Raw genomic sequence first — 16,895 nt, 5'->3', positions numbered from 1 at the left:
TAATCGACACGCCCCGAAACACCGGATGGGTCTTCACTGGCTGCCCTGTGATGCGGCTCAGCAAGCGGAGTGAGCTTGACACGCCCGGAACGGCTGATGAGGCTTCGCTCGCCACCTCGTGATGCGCCGGCTCTACACGCGACCTAGGAGACGAACTTGCAACGCGGGACACTAGACTGTGAGACAGACACCCCAATACGACTATTGCTAGCGAGGTGGCATGGAACCGCAGATTGCTCCCTACGGAACTTGGAAGTCTCCGATTACGCCCGAGACCATTACCGAGAGGACAGTCACTCTCAGCCAACTTCGCGTCGACGGGCCCGACATCTATTGGGTCGAGGACAACCCCCGCCGCCCGGGTCGCTCTGTCCTACTTCGTCGCGACGCCATGCAGCAAACGCGTGAGGTTCTACCGATGCTTGAAGGGTCCAGACTTGTCAACGTCTCGACCCACGTCCATGAACGGGGTGGCCGGGCGTATGCCGCCAAAGACGGCAACCTAGTTATCTCCGATGGAACCGACAACCGGGTTTATTTTTTCCGGATTCCAGATCGAAATCGCGAGTTGGTGCCGCTCACTCAGCTTGGGCAACAACGGTTCGGCGATTTCGAGATAGACCTGTCGCGCGGCCTGGTCTACTCAATTCTCGAGGACCACTCGCAGGTCGAGGAGGGCGGCGAACCCACCAATGTTCTTGCCACCATTCCCCTGGATGGCTCCGCAACGCGCGATGCGTCGAAGGTCAAGACCATATTCGCAAAAACCGACTTTGTTTCGTCCCCCACTCTTTCTCCCGATGGAACAAAGCTGGCATGGTTGACATGGAACCGTCCCGAAATGCCGTGGACCAAATCAGAGCTACACGTCGGCGATCTCGATGAGCAGGGAAACCTAATCTCTGACGTCGTTATTGTCGACCGACCCGACGTTTGCGCATACGAGCCGAGATGGACGCTTGATGGCGATCTAGTTCACGTCGATGATTCGACGGGGTGGGCCAACTTCTATCGAACCGAGGGGTTTTCTAGGAGGGGTTCGGAGCCTCTTGATGCCTGGCAAAACCGTCTGCGTACCAGATCCCTCCACCCCGGGTCCCGCGCATTTTCCCGGCCTCACTGGGAACTCGGGCTTCACTCTTACGACAACCTTGATAATGAGCATCTGGTGTGTGCGTGGTCCGAGGATTCAGCCTGGCATATAGGTACGATGCGTATCGACAACGGTCTGCTTGAGGAGTGGAACCTCGGATGGGAGCCTGTGGGCAACGTTGCCGTCTCGGGTGAACGCGTTATATTCCTTGGCTTCAGGGAGGACGAAGCCCCAACCATCCTTGAGGTGAGGGACGCCAAGGCATCGGTGGTCCGCCCGTCGTCTGAAGCTCTCGTAGACGATGACCACCTCTCGATGGCCCAACGTATTAGCTGGGAGACTCGGGACGGCTGGCGCGTTTATGGTCTCTATTACCCTCCGACATCCGCCGACTACCAGGCGCCCAAGGGAGAACTTCCGCCGCTGTTGGTCACGGTGAACCGAGTCCCCACAATGTCGAACAGAGCGGGCCTCGAACCGAGAATCCAATACTGGACCAGCCGCGGTTTCGCCGTTCTCTGTCCGAATCCTCGCGGCTCAACGGGACGGGGACGCACGTATCGTGAGGCGCTCAACGGACACTGGGGCGACCGTGACGTGAAAGACATCATTGACGGGGTTGAGCACCTTGCGGACCAGGGCATGATCGATCCAGAAAGAGTCGCAATCAGGGGTGAGTCCTTCGCCGGCATCACGATTCTTTCGGCTCTCGAAAAGTCTGATGTGTTCTCTGCTGGAACGCTGATTTCGGGCGTTTCAGATATTTCGCCAGAAGCCCTAACGTCGAACAAGTTCGTGGCGTTCTATCCGGGGCGTCTCATGGGAGTAACGGGACCGGACGATCCGCGGCTCAAGGAACTCTCCCCCTGTGCGCATCTCGACAAGGTCTCTGCCCCAGTCCTGCTGATTCATGGTACCGACGACCAGATGATCCCCGTTGCTCAGGCACAGAAGACCTATGACTGCCTGGTAGAACTGGGGAAACCCGCCGCAATCGAACTGTTTGCGGGAGAGCCACACATCTTTACCCATGACCGAGTGGTTCACGAGATGCTGCGCGACGAGCTTGGTTTCTACGGAAAGATCTGGGACATTCCGGTTGATGACGGTGCCCGGGTTGACATCAAGAACTGGAAGTAACGCAATAGCTGGCGTGAGCTCTGCTTCCTAGCACGAGGACCCGCCTTCCAGTGAGAGAACCCGGAAGATCACGGGCATGACTCGTGGCCCAGTACAAGGGCGCGCAACTTTGGAAGTATTTCCAGAATCCGGGGTGTCAACAAGTGTTTGCTTGTTGACACCCCGGATTCTGGCCCTATATTGGGCTCAATACTTCTGGCCCGGTGGGTGAGAGCCCCACCGGGGTTCGGTCTTCCAATTTGGCAAGGCCCCGAATGTCTTAGGACGACCCCAAAGTCCTAGTTGGCCTTTGCGTCTTCCTTTGCCTTAAGACCCCGTAGTACATATTGAAGAATTCCCCCGTTACGGAAGTAATCCCTCTCCGCAGGAGTATCGACCCTTACCTTGGCCTCGAACTCGATCGCCGTTCCATCCTCGCGCTTCGCCTCGACATGAACCGTCTTCGGGGTGCGCCCATCGTTGAACTCTTCCAGACCCGTGATCGTGAAGACTTCGGTGCCATCAAGGCCCAGGGAGTCTCGGTTCTCGCCCTCGGGGAATTCGAGAGGTAGAACGCCCATTCCGATCAAATTGGAGCGGTGGATGCGTTCGAACGACTCAGTAATCACGGCCCTAACGCCCAGTAGTGCAGCACCCTTCGCCGCCCAGTCACGCGACGAGCCGGATCCGTACTCCTTGCCAGCCAAAACGACTAGCGGGGTCCCCTCAGCAACATAGTTTTGCGCCGCGTCAAAGACTGGAGCCTGCGGCCCACCTTCTTGGGTGAAGTCCCTGGTGAATCCGCCTTCGACACCCGGAAGCATTTCATTTCGAATTCGAATGTTAGCGAAGGTTCCGCGAATCATTACCTCGTGGTTTCCGCGCCTGGAACCGTAGGAGTTGAAGTCGCGAACTCCGACTCCCCTATCGAGCAGATACTGACCCGCTGGCGACTCGGCCTTGAAAGATCCCGCAGGCGAGATGTGGTCCGTGGTGACAGAGTCACCGAGCTTTAGCAGAACACGCGCACCAACAATGTCTTCAATCCTCTTCGGCTCGGCAGGCATTCCGTCGAAATACGGTGCCTTCCGAACGTAAGTCGAGTCCTGATCCCAGGCGAAAGTCGCACCTTGGGGAACGTCTAACCCCCGCCACTTCTCGTCACCGGCAAAGACATCAGCGTAGTCGGACTCGAACATCTCCCGATCGATGGTCGCATCGATTACCGATTGGACCTCTTCGGGGTCTGGCCAGATATCGCGCAGGTAGACGTCGTTACCCTGCTGATCTTGACCCAAGGACTCGTTTTCAAAATCAAAGTCCATGGTTCCAGCAAGGGCGTATGCGATGACTAGTGGCGGCGAGGCCAGATAGTTCATCTTTACGTCCGGATTAATGCGTCCCTCGAAGTTTCTGTTGCCAGAGAGCACAGAAACAACCGAAAGATCGTGATTGTTCACGACGGCCGAAACCTCTTCAGGTAGCGGCCCAGAGTTTCCAATGCAGGTGGTACACCCATAGCCGACCAGATAGAAACCTAGAGCTTCGAGGTCGGGCCAGAGCCCGGCCTTCTGATAGTAGTTGGTAACTACCTGAGATCCCGGAGCCATCGAAGTCTTTACCCATGGCTTCGACTTCAGACCCTTACGATTGGCGTTCCGTGCCAATAGCGCCGCCGCCATCATGACCGACGGATTCGAGGTGTTTGTGCACGAGGTAATCGAGGCAATGACCACCTTGCCGTGATCCAGCTCAGTGCGCGTTCCATCGGCAAGAGTTACCGGAACACTGCGGTGCGGCCGCTCGGATGCCTCGCCCGGGTCATCTACGGGTGCTGAACCGTCGCTGTCCTCTGTGTCAGGTGCGACAGGGTCCGATGCGGGGAACGTCCCTTCAAGAGCCTTGTCCAAGTCGGTTGCCTTGACTAGATCATCGTCTGAAACATAGTCCGGGAGAACGAACCTGAACGCGTCCTTCGCCTCCGTTAGGTCAACCCTGTCCTGAGGGCGCTTCGGTCCGGCAATCGAAGGAACGACCGTTGATAGGTCCAGTTCCATGTACTCCGAATACGTGGCTTCACGTGACGGATCGTGCCACAGACCCTGTTCTTTTGCATATGCCTCCACCAGGGCGATCTGTTCGTCACTACGACCCGTGAGATTCAGATAGTCAAGGGTTACCTGGTCAATCGGGAACATCGCTGCGGTCGAGCCGAACTCCGGCGACATGTTGCCAATCGTTGCCCGGTTGGCCAGTGGCACAGAGCCGACACCCTCGCCGTAGAATTCGACGAACTTTCCGACCACACCGTGCTCACGCAGCATCTGCGTAATACGCAGAACCACATCGGTTGCAGTGGCACCGGCGGGAATCTCTCCAGTCAACTTGAAACCGACAACCCTGGGGATAAGCATCGAAATCGGTTGACCGAGCATCGCTGCTTCGGCTTCAATTCCGCCAACGCCCCAGCCCAAAACCCCAAGACCGTTGACCATTGTCGTGTGAGAGTCGGTTCCAACACACGTGTCCGGATACGCCTCAGTGACGCCCGCCGCGGTCCTTGTGAAGACTCCCCGAGCCAGATACTCCAGATTCACCTGGTGAACGATGCCGGTGCCCGGCGGAACGACACGGAAGTTATCGAAGGCTTCCTGTCCCCACCGAAGGAACTGATAACGCTCACCGTTTCGCTCGTACTCGCGTTCGACATTCCTCTCAAAGGCCATTCGCTCACCAAATACATCAATCTGTACCGAGTGATCAATGACTAGTTCTGCGGGAACCAACGGATTGATTGAGTCCGGGTCTCCCCCCATTTCCTGGATGGCCTCACGCATGACCGCCAGGTCGACAACACACGGGACTCCCGTGAAGTCCTGAAGCACTACTCGGGCCGGAGTGAACTGAATCTCCGTGTCCGGCTCAGCATCAGGATCCCAAGAGGCGAGAGAACGAACATGGTCGGCGGTTATGTTCTCGCCGTCCTCGTTGCGTAGCAGATTCTCCGTAAGGATCTTTAATGAATAGGGCAGTTTACCCGCACCAGGAACCTGGTCCAATCGGTAAATCTGGTATTCCTTGTCGCCAACCAACAGGCTGTCGCGGGCACCAAAGCTGTCCAATTTCGCCACCGGTCCTCCTTCGGTCAAGTGGTTTTCACAGGGCTTCACGTTCCACCCTATTGCGAAACCAAACGCGTCGCGGACAGATACCGCACTTCAGAGGTGTGGGTCGCGTCCTATCGCACCAATTCCGCCACTGTCTCAAAGTGGTGAGTCCCTGGAAACAGGTCCCACGCCTCGATCGATTCGAGGCGGAATCCGCAAGACACTAGGTCCCTAATATCTCTGGCCGCGGCTACAGGGTCGCACGAGACGAGCACTACACGACCCGCATCTGTCTTAGCGATGGCTCTTACGACATCGAAACCCGCACCCTTACGCGGAGGATCGAGTACGACCGTGTCCACGTGCCCTTTGGCTTCCGTAAACAGTTCCGCTACGGACTCCTCGTCCACCTTTCCCTCAAAGATGACCGCAAAGTCATCCTCAACCGCGTCGATCAGGTTGGCACCCGCATCCTCGACCGCTGTCGCGTCACCCTCTAGGGTGAGCAAAAGCCCTGAGGGTCCAACCGCATCAGCTAGGAAACGAGAGAATAGCCCTGCTCCCGAGTAGAGTTCCATGACGGTCTCGCCGGGTTGCACCTGAGCGGCCTTCATAACGGACCGGGCAAGCACTTCGGGTCCTCGCAGGTGCGTCTGCCAGAACCCGCCCGGTCGAACCCTGAACTCACGTTCTGTGCCATCGACGCAGACCGCCCATTGCGATGGTCCCTCGAATGGCACCGCTGTCTCAGCGTCGTAGACGCCGCTGGCAGTAACGACCACCGGCCGCGAACGATTGGGGGCCTCGACCTGAACCCGATCACCAGCACCCCACCGCCCCTTCCATCTGCTACCCAATACAGTCGGATCGAATCGAGCAACGTCTTGAATCTGTGCAGTAGCAACCGGAACTTCCTCAAGGGCAACAACTTGGTCGCTCCTATATGGCTTCATTCCCAGTCTGCCCTCGGAATCTGCGATCAGTTGGATACGAGTCCTGGTTGCAATAGATGGACTGTCACTTACCGGCTGCACCTGCACACCACCCGGATACAACGCATCGATTCGCGCCGCAACGTCCTCTCCACCAATCCGCCTCATTTGGTCCGCTAGCACCTCGGATTTCCAGGCCAGCTGCCGGTAGGGGTCAACATGCCCCAGGTCCGCAGCCGCACTGCCGATCTCTGGCGGATCTGGCCAAACATGGGGGATCCGGTGCTCGGAAGCCTCAAGAACCTCATCCGTATCTGCCCACATGAACTTCTTGTGGTCGGCAGTTACTCGGGCACGTACCGTCTCGCCCGGAATAGCACCCCTAACGAATACCGTCCGACCATCTGGGGCTCGCCCCACGGCCGCGCCACCATGCGCCACCCTCTCAACTTGTAGCGTAAGAGGCTCACTTGGCAGCCCTTCCGCCTTCCGTCCCTGTTTCGCCACGGTGCGCCCCGCAGCCCTGGCCTTCCTTGCGCGAACCTTCGCGCCTCCTCGGGTCTTCTTGCGCGAGGGTTTCGGTTGGTCGGCCATCTGCGTCTCCTTAGTGACATGGTTGTGGACGCTCGGGTCCACTCTCTGATCAAGGGTACTGGCACACTCGTGCCGCGTTCTCTCGCGCCTAAAGATTCCTTCCAATAAAGCTCAAAGCGGTGATAGTTTTGCACCGTGCATTTCGTCATCATGGGTTGTGGCCGCGTCGGGGCCATGGTCGCTGAGGAACTCGACTCAGCTGGACACTCTGTCGCCATCATCGATCTAGATTCTGGCGCATTTCGGCGCCTTTCCTCGTCGTTTTCTGGCCAGCGCGTCACCGGCAACGGATTCGATCTGGGTACGCTCAAGAAAGCCCGTATTGCCGATGCCTATGCGTTCGCCGCCGTCTCTAACGGAGACAACTCGAACATCATCGCTGCGAGAACCGTGGCGGAAGAGTTCAAGGTGGGACACGTCGTCGCGAGAGTCTCCGATCCCGAACGGGCTGAACTCTACGAGAGATTGGGTGTTCCAACTATCGCATCAGCCAAGCGCGTTTCCACGGCAGTCCTAAGGCGCCTACTTCCCTCAAACGCCTCAGTAGTTTGGGGAGATGCCACCGGAAGCGTCTCAATCATTGCTGTGCGCCCCAGCGAATACTGGTACGGTCGTTCGTTCCCTGAGATAGAAGAAGCAACCGCCGGTCGGGTTGTCTTTGTCGCGAGGATGTCCGAGGTCATGCTGGCTAGTCCCTACATGGTTGTGCAAGAGAACGACGAGTTGTTCATCGGGACCCAGGGAACCGATCCGACGGAGATCCGTAGCATCCTAATGGACCGACCGGAGGGTCAGTGAAATGAAGATCGTTGTGGTCGGAGCCGGATCTGTCGGCCGGTCAATCGCTGCCGCGCTGCTTGAATCGGGGCACGAGGTCACCCTGGTAGATGACCGCGCGGAAGCAATTCGTGTTGCATGGGTCCCCGAAGCGGACTGGGTGCTAGCGGATGCCTGTTCTCCCTCCGATCTGGAAGAACTGGGAGCTCGAGAGTGCGACGCGCTTGTGGCAGTGACCGGAGATGACAAGGTAAATCTGGTTGTGTCTCTCCTGGCGAAGACCGTCTTCGCCGTGCCTCGCGTGATTGCGCGCGCCAATCACACTGCCAACGAGTGGATGTTCAACTCAAACTGGGGCGTTGATGTACTCGCGTCGACTCCGAAGGCCCTCACCGCCCTGGTCGAGGAGGCTGTGTCTGTGGGTCAGGCGGTCCAGCTTCTCTCGCTCGACCAGTCGGCAACTTCGGTATTCACAATCGAAGTCCCGGCCGACAGTGCATTGATTGGTCTAAGTCCCGTAGCCGTCGAGTGGCCTGAAAACATCATCGTCTCGGCGATAGTACGCGACAAGCAACCTGCGGCACTTGGGAAGATCGACGGGATCCAACCGGGAGACGAGCTAATCGTCATCACCGGTCGCGGTGCCAGCCCCGAGCTAATGCACCTAGAAGACCTGGTCTCAAGCCTCGGGTAGATCGACTGGATTTTCTTCGTCCGTGGACTCCTCGTGGGGAATGACCCCTCGAAGGAGCACCCAGGTGAGCCACCCTCCAAGCGCGAACAGTGGAAGTCCTAGGATAAGTTTCACCGTACCAAGTGCGACTATGTGTTCGCCAAAGTACAGCGGAACCTGGGCGGCAAGGCGAATACCGAAGACCGCCACCCACACCCAGCTAGCCTGCATGGAGCGTCGAGCGAGCATTCGCCCTGCTTCAGTCCTCTTCCAGTCATCTGGGAGCCCGTACAAAAGCTGGATCAATATCGCTATCAGAGGGCGGCGCAGAATGATCGAGAGCAGGAAGACAACAAAGAACGCAGCGTTGGTGATGATTCCCCATGCAAAGTAGTTCTCTGCACGACCGGACATGGCAGCCCAGACAACGCCTATCGCAACACCTAGTAGGCCGGCGAATGCCTGGGTGATCGGCGTACGCTGCAGCAACCGAACAAGCAGGAATATGACGGAGATACCTCCCGCCATGATCAGCGTGGTTGTCAGATCGCGCGTTATCACGTAGGCAACAACGAAGACAAGTCCCGGGAGCAGGGACTCTACCGCGCCGCGAACACCCCCGATTGAATCCTTCAGAGAAAACTCTTCGTTCTCTAGCTGACCGATCCAACCCCGTCCGCTAGAGACGGGAACCGTCGGTGTTTTCTCGGTCCCATCCTCGGGTACCTCGGCGTCCGTCACGAACCTCTCCTGTTCAGGATTGTGTACGAGGGATCCATCATCGTTAGTCCCTCCGTTTTCTTTTGCACCGTTCCTCGTGCCTTTAGCGGGCGACCAGGAGAAAGACCAGGGATGGCACCGCGACCGAGCCAAACCAATCGCAATGTGGAACCACTGTCGTCGTCAAGCACAGCAATGAACTTACAGTTGTTGTCCATTGTGACATGTTCAACGGCACTAACCAGCCCGGCGACTACTACCTCAAAACGCTCAGGACACTCGGCTATTGGAACTCGGTCAGGCACCAGTTGGTCGAGGCTCAGTTCCTCCTGGGGACTCGAGATCTCCTTCTGTGAGTTCTTGTCTCCAAATCGGAATACCCTAGGCAGTCTCATTGAGCGAGGCGGCTTCCTTGGGGAGCCGCAGGGGCATCAGGTCAAAACGGATTCTCGGCTCATTTCCCCGATTGACAATCAGCCTGTCAATCAGATCCTCGCAGGCAGCTACCTGTTCAGGATCTCCGCTTACCGCAGCTCCCTGGATGTCAATCCTGGTGATCCAACGAGGTCCGTCAACACCGATGATCCGAACCGGGACCAGCATCGTTTTTCCATTCGGAGCCTGCTGGGCGATTTGAGCCCTAATCTCAAGTCCGTAGGGACCTTCAACCTCATCGGTTTTGCCGCCCGCGCCCTCGATGGCTCCTTCGATTTGAGCAGCCAGCTCGGGCCATGAGTTTCCTGATTTCGGCGCGGCAGCCACCGAAACGGCAACACCTGAAGCCCCGAGAACCAATAGAACTTGTCGCAAGGTCTGTTTGTCGGGTTCAAGCTTGCCTCGTAACTGCAGGCCCGGGATCTTCGGGACATAGAGCGCGCCTAGGTCCAGGTATCCCTCAGGAGGAGGGTTTCCTTCAGAGTCCGAAGGCCCCGGTCTGGCAGTCAACTCAGAGTCAGTCATCGTTCCTTCCTAGCCAGCGCAGTCGATACAGACAGGCGCGGAGGGATCGGAGTTCTCAGACATCTGTGAGGTGTGCTGTACCAGGAAGCAACTGGTACAGGTGAACTCGTCCTCTTGTGGAGGAACGACCAGTACGGTCAGTTCCTCTTTGGACAGGTCAGCGCCCGGTAGCTCAAAGCTCTCTGCGGCCTCGTTCTCGTCCTCGTCAACGTCGTTAGACCCAATGTCTGCGCGACGTGATTTCAGTTCTTCGATCGAGTCTTCTGAGAGATCTTCTTCGCTCTTGCGGGGGGCATCGTAATCGGTGGCCATCCGTGTTCCTTTCGGCCTTCTCGGCCCAGGGTAGCAATGTGCGTGCGCCGGGATACTAGCACCATTTAAGGGGGAACATCCATCCAGGTACGCACATAACGACGAGTCTTACGGTTATTAGCGAAATCGAATGGCACGATTAGGGGGAAAGGTGGCAAGCACATGATTGATCTTGAGTTCCTCGGCCCTGCCGGAGACGGTGAGTCACTGGTGTTCACTGATCGAGACGGCGAGCGATACCGAGTCTCAGCCAGTTCCGAGCTCCGGGCCGAAGTGGGACGACTGCTTCTTCAAGGGGTTGTGCCTGAGGAACCAAAACGGGACATCGGGCCGGGACAGATTCAGTCGATGCTTAGAAGTGGGCTTTCTCCCCTTGAGATCGCCGAGCAAATCGGTAGCGATGTCGAGCGTGTCATCCGCTACTATGCACCAGTCGAGGCAGAGATTAACCGGGCCGTGCAACTGGCCCAGGACTCAAGAGTTGGCGCCGAACCGGATTCCCCAACCATGGGTGATCTTGTGATCGACCGGCTCGCGGCCAGAGGAGTTGACGTCGAGACTGTCTCTTGGTCCGCTTCCAAGAATCCCGACGAGGACTGGGTAACCACCCTTTCGTTCACCCGGGGCGACGTACTCCAGACAGCACGCTGGACAAATCCCGGTGGAACCGGGCGAGTAGTAGCCCTCGACCCTTTGGCGCAGGAACTAACAGAGACCGTCGAAATCTCCTCGTCAACGAATCCCCTGTTTCCGCCTGCACCCCTGTTCCCACGCGGTGGAACAGACTCCCCAAGGAACCTTCCAAATGACGTTGGCATCCCGGTTACGCCGCGGCTGAGCAGCTCTGCTACCTCCGAGGATCAGGCACGAGCCGAGGAACTGGTTGAGAAGCTTAATCAGGCGCGCGGCAAGCGCGTTCCGATCATGGATAACATGCTCGACCTGGAACTAGACGACGACTTCGAGGACGAGGATACAGATGCAGACGGGGACGAAAATCGGCCTCGCGCTTCGTTGCACACGGTCGCGGGAGAACTGGCGGACCAAAGCGATAACAAAGAAATGAGTTTAAACGCGGCGTGCGGCGATGTCTCCGAGACGTCAATCACCGAAGCCGCTGACGAACCACCCACCGATACCGCACCACAACCAAACGGGAGCCGGCGCGGCAAGAGAACTCCGGTTCCCTCGTGGGACGAGATTATCTTCGGTCAGCGCCCTGAGTAGTCCTGTCACTAGACCAAGCGCAGTAGCGGAATTGCCATCTCGGCATGAGTCAGAGAGCCGTGGACGCCCCTCATCTCGAAAACCGACTTTTTCTGGCTCCGCGAATCCAGAATGACCGTGTTGTCCCGAAGAAAAACCATCGCCGCGCCGATTTCTGCTATTCCGGCTCCCTCGCCCAGAAGCGGTGGCAGGTCCGCAGCTGGAACCACGTCTGCGACTCCGTCTAGGAACTGCGTCCAGCGCGCCACCACCGCGGCTTCTTCTCCTGGAGCTGTATGGAGATGAAGTGCCCTCCCCTCGCCGGCGACAAGCGGAACTCCGTCCAGCAACTCTGGGGTGTCCGCGATATCGATGATCCGCTCCACGTCAACCATTCCGTGATCAGCGGTTAGGAGCACAAGGGTCTCACTCGGGACACGGGCAAGGAATGCCCCCAGAGCCGTGTCAAACTCCTCAAGTTCCTCGGCCCACTTCTGTGAGGTGACTCCGGATCGATGTCCCTCGTGATCGATATCCGACCAGTACACGACCTGCAGCTCAACACCTTCACGGATACCTGCGAGAGCGGCATCAAACCGCTCAGTCAGACCCTCACGACCCACAAACCCAGCGCCTCTAAATGATGCCTGAGTCAACCCCGAGTCCCTGAACTTCGGCTTTGTGATTATCCGTGTTCGTAGTCCTGAGTCCGCAAGTCTTTCAAAAAGGGTTGGGACGCTCTGCCACTGCTGTGCTACCACGTCCTTTTCAAAGTTGAGCAGATTCATCACGTGATCGCTGCGCCGCACCGCGTAACCGACCATACGGGTTGCTCCGGGCAACGCGCCCGTCGTGAAGGCCGTGAGAGCGGACGCGGTAGTGGACGGCACCGTGGACTGCCCGACCACGATGGAATCAGCGAACCCTCGGAGCGTGCGAGCATACGAAAGGCGGTCCGTTAGCGGCACTACTCCAAGGCCGTCGACCATAATCACAACCGCGTGTCTTGCGGACTCAACCCCCATTGCCGAGGCAGCGTCACTTGATGAGTTCTCATTCGCCTGGTCAACCGCCCACAGGGCCGCTGGAAGAACCGAACCAACCCACCTCAGCGGCTGTTCGGACGGAAGGAGAGAACCTCCCTCGTGCAAGATTTCTTTTACCGCGTCAATGCCTTGATCTGACACCGTTACTGCTCATCCATCCAGGTCATCAGTGCGCGAACGAAAACCATCGCATCCTGGGATGATGATGAGACACCTGCGTCGGGATTGTCTTCAAACCGCATCGCTAACCCGTCACGTTTGAGGAAGCCGCTATAGCCATGGTCATACTCACATTCAGGATCCTCACAGTGAACCTTATCGAGATCCAGCGTCATTGCCGAGCCAAATCCGATGTTGACCATGAGTTCGTTGCCGACCCCGTCTGCGGGGCCGCCGGCTTCCTCGTCCGAAAGCAGAACCTGCGCGATCTCTATTGGCCCAACATCCGACAGAGGTATCACTGTGGCCATCCAGCGCATTCCACTCGCGAGTTCATCGATGTGAACAGCGATCATCCGGCGTTCAAGTAGACCGACGTAATCTAGATGCCTGAAGACCGAGTCATCGTCAAATGAGGTCTCAAGGTTGTACAGGGAGTGACCGGGCAGTTTTCCGCCGCTGAGATCACAAACAGTCTTCTCAAGCAGGTCCGCATGGAATCCTGAACTTCGCACCTTGTCGAATGAGGTCATGGGTATCTTTGGCTCCGCTCGCGTGGAGAGTATGGGGTTGTCCTTCTATCAACAATAATGGCCCCTATGCCAGGAAGTGATCAGACCAAGACCTCAAACGCCCACGAGCAGATCGACGATATTGATGTTTCGGTGGAAATGCGGGGTTCTTTCCTGGAGTATGCATACTCCGTCATCTATGCCCGTGCCCTCCCCGATGCCCGCGATGGACTCAAACCAGTCCAACGTCGCATCATTTACCAGATGCAGGTGATGGGACTCACTCCGGAAAAGGGACACGTAAAGTCACAGCGCGTTGTCGGCGAGGTGATGGGTAAGTTACACCCGCACGGTGACTCAGCCATCTACGACACCCTCGTCCGCCTGTCCCAGGACTTCAACCTCCGGCTCCCGCTGATAGACGGTCATGGAAATTTTGGTTCACTCGATGACGGCCCCGCCGCTCCCCGCTACACCGAAGCACGACTCGCCAAGCCCGCCCATCTACTGACGGACGGACTAGACGAGGATGCAGTTGAGTTTGTCCCCAACTACGACAACCAGTTCAAGCAGCCAGACGTTCTTCCGGCGGCGTTCCCATCGCTGCTGGTAAATGGCGCATCTGGGATCGCGGTCGGCATGGCGACGTCGATCGCACCGCATAATCCGGCGGAAACCATTCGCGGAGCACTGCACCTGTTAGAACACCCTGACGCGAGCACCGACGACCTGATGCGTTTTATTCCGGGCCCCGACTTCCCTGCTGGCGGCATAATCCCGGGTCTGAGCGGAGTGCGCGAGGCGTATGAGACCGGGCGCGGTAGCTTCAAGATCAGGGCTAAGGCTAACGTCGAACGCATCACGGCCCGCCGTAACGGAATTGTCATTACTGAACTCCCCTACATGGTTGGGCCGGAGCGGGTTATCGAGCGCATCAAGGAAGGGGTGAACTCCGGAAAGATCAAGGGTGTCTCGGCAGCACAGAATCTCACCGACCGCCATCATGGTCTGCGACTGGTGATAGACATTAAGTCCGGGTTCGACCCCGCTCAGGTTCTGGCACTGCTGTACAAGCACACTCCGCTTGAGGAGTCATTTTCCATCAATGCCGTGGCACTGGTGGAGGGCCAGCCGCGCACCCTTCCGCTTCGCGACATGCTGCAGGTGTTCCTGGACCATCGCCTAGACGTGACACGCAGACGTGCTTCTTTCCGGCTCCAGAAGAAGAAAGATCGTCTTCACCTGGTTGACGGGCTACTGGTTGCGGTATTGGAAATCGATGACGTAATCCAGATAATTCGTACTTCTGAGAACGCCGAAGAGGCCAGAACCCGCCTAATGATGGCCTTTGATCTGACCGAGATTCAGGCCCAGCACATCCTGGACCTGCGCCTACGACGGCTCACCAAGTTCTCTACCCTGGAGCTTGAGACCGAGAAGCGGGAGTTAGCCGACGAGATCGAAGGCCTCTCGAAGCTTCTTTCATCGGATGTACTACTTCGTGAGGCAGTCGCCGCTGATCTGACCTCTGTAGCAGAAGAAGTGGCTTCGCCAAGACGCACCGTTCTCTTGGACTCCGAGGGCGCTGATCCGGTCACCTCTGTTGATCCCGCTTCACTTGAGATTGCGGACGACCCGTGCGTGGTTGTGCTCACTCCCGATGGTCGCCTCTGCAGAATCGGTGGGCATGAACCGCCGGCCACCCCGGGAAGCGACAGCGACATTTGGCTCTCGTGGGCACCAACCACTGCACGAGGAATGGTCAACGTTGTAACGGCCGACGGGATGGCACACGCGGTACGGGTGGAGACGCTTCCCGGAATCGCACGTAGCGACCTAGCCCAGACACTCGCCGGGTCGGTCCCATTCGCTGAGATCAGCGGAGTAAGCGAACCCGCCATTGGACTGTACGGGGACGCGGTCGACACCATCCTGGCAATCGGCACCAAGCAGGGCGTGGTCAAACGAGTAAAGCCCGGCCCGCATCCGCCAAGGGACAGCTGGCCTGTGATCGCGCTTGAGAATGGTGACCGAGTGGTCGGCACAGGTAACTCGGACGAGACAGATTTCGCCGTCTTTGTGACTAAGGGTGCGCAACTTCTCAAGTTCCCGCTCTCAAGCGTGCGTCCGCAGGGTCTTCCCGCTGGCGGGATGGCCGGAATAAAGCTGGGATCGAGAGATGAGGTGCTGTTCTTTGGCGCAGTCACGGAGACCCCTGATGCCACGGTTGCAACCGTGTCGGGCACCTCAGATGCAATTCCTGGAACTGTTCCGGGGCGTGTCAAGCTCACCCCCCTTACCGAGTATCCGGTCAAGGGACGGGCAACGCAGGGAGTGCGAAGTCATCGCTTCCTCGCCGGTGAGGATCAGCTAAATGTGGCTTGGGCCGGTGACCATACCCCAGCAGCGCAGACCGCCGGTTCGGTCCGTGTGGGGTTGCCCGGAGACATGGGGAGGCGCGATGGGTCCGGGGAGCCGCTCACTGCGGTAGTCGCTAGCTTCGGCTAGATGGCGCACTAGCGGGCTTGTCCCCTCGGCACCGATTACCCCGATAACGGATATTTTCATCCAGGATGATTAGGTCCCGGTCAGTTACGACAGGCCGGGACCATCTTTCGCCGTGCAGACCAACGTAGGGGCACCCTGTCTCATTTCAGGGGGTAACAGTGCGTGAATAGTGTCGCCACCAAGCGTGGGGTTCAAAGCCCATTGATTCGTAGAACGCCATCATCTCAGGGTCCGACTGCGGGTCGATGCCCGCAGCAGCTTTGTCCAAACCGGCTTCACCCATGGCCCGCAATGAGTTCGAGAGCAGACTGGTCAGTATCTGAGTTCGGGAGTCGGGGCGAAACACGGCGACCGTGTCAATGTAGCCCTCTTTCCATCCAAGTGCTTCCCAATCCTGCTGGTATAGTCCGACCTCAATCAAACCAACGACCTTCGCACGGTCCCCAGTTCGGTCAACGGCCAAGAACGATAGCCCCGGTACCAGATGAGCTCTGGCCTCCCTCCATTGCTCCGCGCTCTGGGACTCCTGGTTTCCAGCCTGTTTCGATGCGCGATTAAACGCTTTCCTTGCCTGTTCCTCCCACTCATCGGACCAGGGAACGATTTCGATAAAGCTAGAAAGCTCAATCGGCCCGGGAGAATCGTTGAGACTACGACGTAGTTCAGCGAAGCTGTGCGTCCACTGGTATCCGAGGCTTTCAAGATGGGAGTGGAACGCAGTGCGTCTTGCATCAACGGCGTGAGTGATCCGGCACGTTTGCTCTGGGAAATGTTCGGCCAACAACGCGCTTCCACGTTCCGTCTGCCAAGAAAGCAAATCCTGCCCTAGACCGCGATTACGGATCTCTGGCAAAACGCCGCCATGACAGATAGCTTCAGGGTTTCCGCTTCTGGCAAGCCCGACGTATCCGAAACAGACAAGCCGATCATCGGCAGTGCCACCAACGACGTGGGCAAGTCCTGGGCGACCAAGCATTTCTTCAACCTCTGGAAGCGAGGTACGAAATAACGCCTGGTCCTGGTCTTCCAACTTCGTTATGAGATTAAGCAAATCTGTGGCGTCGTCCATTGCGAGGACGCGCCATCTGACGTCGGGACGAATCCCGGGAAAGCCTGGATCGGAAGCTGACATTAGTCTCCAGACTAACGGATTGAGCCCGATTGCCGCTTTGGGATA

The 16,895-nt window shown here is 57.8% G+C and carries 14 protein-coding genes; 5 read left to right on the top strand and 9 right to left on the bottom strand.

All coding sequences use genetic code 11. The features are described from left to right. The first annotated feature begins 220 nt into the window (after positions 1–220). Positions 221–2,233 (top strand): prolyl oligopeptidase family serine peptidase, encoded by a 2,013-nt coding sequence (locus U6G28_08605; protein WRS29578.1) that lies wholly within the window; start codon positions 221–223, stop codon positions 2,231–2,233. Between the two features lie 278 nt (positions 2,234–2,511). Here U6G28_08605 and U6G28_08600 read toward each other — a convergent pair whose 3' ends face one another. Further along, positions 2,512–5,343 (bottom strand): aconitate hydratase, encoded by a 2,832-nt coding sequence (locus tag U6G28_08600; protein ID WRS29577.1) that lies wholly within the window; start codon positions 5,341–5,343, stop codon positions 2,512–2,514. A gap of 107 nt (positions 5,344–5,450) precedes the next feature. After that, complete coding sequence (locus U6G28_08595; protein WRS29576.1) at positions 5,451–6,845, bottom strand: TRAM domain-containing protein; 1,395 nt, start codon at positions 6,843–6,845, stop codon at positions 5,451–5,453. 135 nt (positions 6,846–6,980) lie between these two features. Between U6G28_08595 and U6G28_08590 the strand changes: the two genes are divergently transcribed. Together U6G28_08590 and U6G28_08585 are read left to right on the top strand one after the other, a co-directional pair. After that, entirely contained in the window at positions 6,981–7,643 is a 663-nt protein-coding gene (locus U6G28_08590) for a TrkA family potassium uptake protein (GenBank protein WRS29575.1), read from the top strand. A 1-nt stretch (position 7,644) separates the two neighbouring features. Continuing rightward, entirely contained in the window at positions 7,645–8,316 is a 672-nt protein-coding gene (locus U6G28_08585) for a TrkA family potassium uptake protein (protein ID WRS29574.1), read from the top strand. On the opposite strand, the gene U6G28_08580 is transcribed toward U6G28_08585, so the two are convergent. From U6G28_08580 to U6G28_08565, 4 genes are read right to left on the bottom strand one after another with little or no spacing between them, the layout of a single operon-like run. Then, entirely contained in the window at positions 8,302–9,036 is a 735-nt protein-coding gene (locus U6G28_08580; GenBank protein ID WRS29573.1) for a DUF3159 domain-containing protein, read from the bottom strand. The two genes, U6G28_08585 and U6G28_08580, sit on opposite strands and share 15 nt — an antisense overlap. Further along, a complete protein-coding gene (locus U6G28_08575) occupies positions 9,033–9,410 on the bottom strand; it encodes a hypothetical protein (GenBank protein WRS29572.1) in 378 nt (125 codons plus the stop codon). Before U6G28_08575 ends, U6G28_08580 begins: the two co-directional genes overlap by 4 nt. Further along, the gene (locus U6G28_08570; GenBank protein WRS29571.1) at positions 9,397–9,975 is read right to left on the bottom strand and encodes a DUF3710 domain-containing protein; all 579 of its coding nucleotides are present in this window, start codon (positions 9,973–9,975) and stop codon (positions 9,397–9,399) included. The genes U6G28_08575 and U6G28_08570 overlap by 14 nt, the downstream gene beginning before the upstream one ends. Positions 9,976–9,984: 9 nt before the next feature. Next, entirely contained in the window at positions 9,985–10,287 is a 303-nt protein-coding gene (locus tag U6G28_08565) for a DUF4193 domain-containing protein (GenBank protein ID WRS29570.1), read from the bottom strand. Between the two features lie 162 nt (positions 10,288–10,449). On the opposite strand from U6G28_08565, the gene sepH reads away from it, so the two are divergent. Continuing rightward, complete coding sequence (gene sepH, locus U6G28_08560; protein WRS29569.1) at positions 10,450–11,514, top strand: septation protein SepH; 1,065 nt, start codon at positions 10,450–10,452, stop codon at positions 11,512–11,514. An 8-nt stretch (positions 11,515–11,522) separates the two neighbouring features. Here sepH and U6G28_08555 read toward each other — a convergent pair whose 3' ends face one another. Together U6G28_08555 and U6G28_08550 are read right to left on the bottom strand one after the other, a co-directional pair. Then, positions 11,523–12,680, bottom strand: a complete 1,158-nt coding sequence (locus U6G28_08555) for an alkaline phosphatase family protein (GenBank protein ID WRS29568.1) — start codon at positions 12,678–12,680, stop codon at positions 11,523–11,525. Positions 12,681–12,682: 2 nt separating this feature from the next. Further along, positions 12,683–13,231, bottom strand: coding sequence for a DUF5998 family protein (locus tag U6G28_08550; protein ID WRS29567.1), 549 nt, complete (start codon positions 13,229–13,231; stop codon positions 12,683–12,685). A 66-nt stretch (positions 13,232–13,297) separates the two neighbouring features. Between U6G28_08550 and U6G28_08545 the strand changes: the two genes are divergently transcribed. Continuing rightward, positions 13,298–15,718, top strand: a complete 2,421-nt coding sequence (locus U6G28_08545; protein ID WRS29566.1) for a DNA topoisomerase IV subunit A — start codon at positions 13,298–13,300, stop codon at positions 15,716–15,718. A gap of 145 nt (positions 15,719–15,863) precedes the next feature. Here the strand turns inward: U6G28_08545 and U6G28_08540 are convergent, their stop codons facing one another. Beyond that, positions 15,864–16,850 carry a hypothetical protein gene (locus U6G28_08540; GenBank protein WRS29565.1) on the bottom strand — a complete coding sequence of 329 codons (987 nt, stop codon included), beginning with the start codon at positions 16,848–16,850 and terminating at the stop codon, positions 15,864–15,866. Between the last annotated feature and the right edge of the window lie 45 nt (positions 16,851–16,895).

Source organism: Actinomycetaceae bacterium MB13-C1-2 (genome assembly GCA_035621235.1).
GTDB lineage: Bacteria > Actinomycetota > Actinomycetes > Actinomycetales > Actinomycetaceae > Scrofimicrobium.
Note: the sequence above shows the minus strand (reverse complement) of the source record. Positions and strands in the feature narration are given on the sequence as shown.